This window comes from Pseudomonadota bacterium (assembly GCA_022361155.1).
In the GTDB taxonomy this organism is placed as follows: Bacteria; Myxococcota_A; Polyangia; order Polyangiales; family JAKSBK01; genus JAKSBK01.
Map to the genome: position 1 here is coordinate 1 of JAKSBK010000588.1, position 1,018 is coordinate 1,018.

Genomic DNA, 1,018 nt, shown 5'->3' on the forward strand with positions numbered 1-1,018 from the left:
GACGATGCGCTGCATGCGGGCGAAGTCGCGCGCCTCGACGTTGGAGAGCCGGGTCTCCTCCAGGAACTCTTCCCGCAGGCGCTCGGCCCTGGGCGCGGCGTAGAGCTCGACCTGGCGGTCGAGGAAGCGGCGCGCCTCGTCCAACAGGAAACGCCGGCCGGCATCCAGCGCCTCGGCCTGGGCCAGGCCCGCCGGCGTGCCGCGCCCGCGCAGGCCCCAGATCATCCGCTCCAACTGCCGGAGCCCCATCTCGTCAAGGAGCCGCCGCGCCAGGATGCCGCGCTGCAGCGAGAAGCGGATCTCGGCGACGCCGACGCTGTTGGCGGCGGCCTCCATGGCGGCGGCGATGGCTTCCACATCGCGTTCCTGCAGCATGGCGGCGAGCGGCAGCTCGGCCACCTCGGCGGCGACCTCGGCGTCCGTGCTGAGCGCCTCCGGCAGCGCCCGCGCATCGGCCGCCTCGCGGGCGAAGAAGGCCTCGAAGCAGTCGTCGAAGCGCGTCTTCTCGTCCTCGCTCTTGGCCACGGTGACGGCGAGCGCGTCCTTCAGCATCAGCCGGTCGGCGAAGCCCACCCGCTCGGCCACCTGGTGCGCTTCCACGGTCTCGCGCACCGAGACCGGCACCTCGGCCGCGCGCAGCGCCTTCAGGAAGCGGTCAAGCGCGGGCTGCATCGATGCCGCCCGCCTCGCGCTGGGCCTTGCGCGTCATCTCGGTGAGCTTCGGCCCCACGGTCTCGATGTCGACCTCGAACTTCAGCAGCACGTTGAGCGTGTCGCGCACCAGCTCTACCTCGAGCTGGTCGGCGTTCATCAGCATCACGACGCGGGCCCAGTCCAGGGTCTCGGCGAGCGAGGGCAGCTTCTTCAGGTCCTCGCCGCGGAGCTGTTGGATGAAGGTGACGAGCTGGCGGTTCAGCCGCTGGGCGATGCCGGGCAGGCGGGCGGCGACGATGCGCTCCTCGGTGCGGGCATCGGGGAAGGGGATGAAGAGGTGCATGCAGCGCCGCTTCAGGGCATC

Annotated in this window: 2 protein-coding genes; both read right to left on the bottom strand. The window is 71.5% G+C overall.

What is annotated here, in order from left to right; genetic code table 11:
• Positions 1-672: hypothetical protein (locus MJD61_22155; protein MCG8557962.1), on the bottom strand; the 672-nt coding region annotated here is incomplete at its 3' end.
• Positions 656-1,018 (bottom strand): MoxR family ATPase (locus MJD61_22160; protein MCG8557963.1); only part of this gene is annotated, 363 nt, incomplete at its 5' end. The genes MJD61_22160 and MJD61_22155, both read right to left, overlap by 17 nt.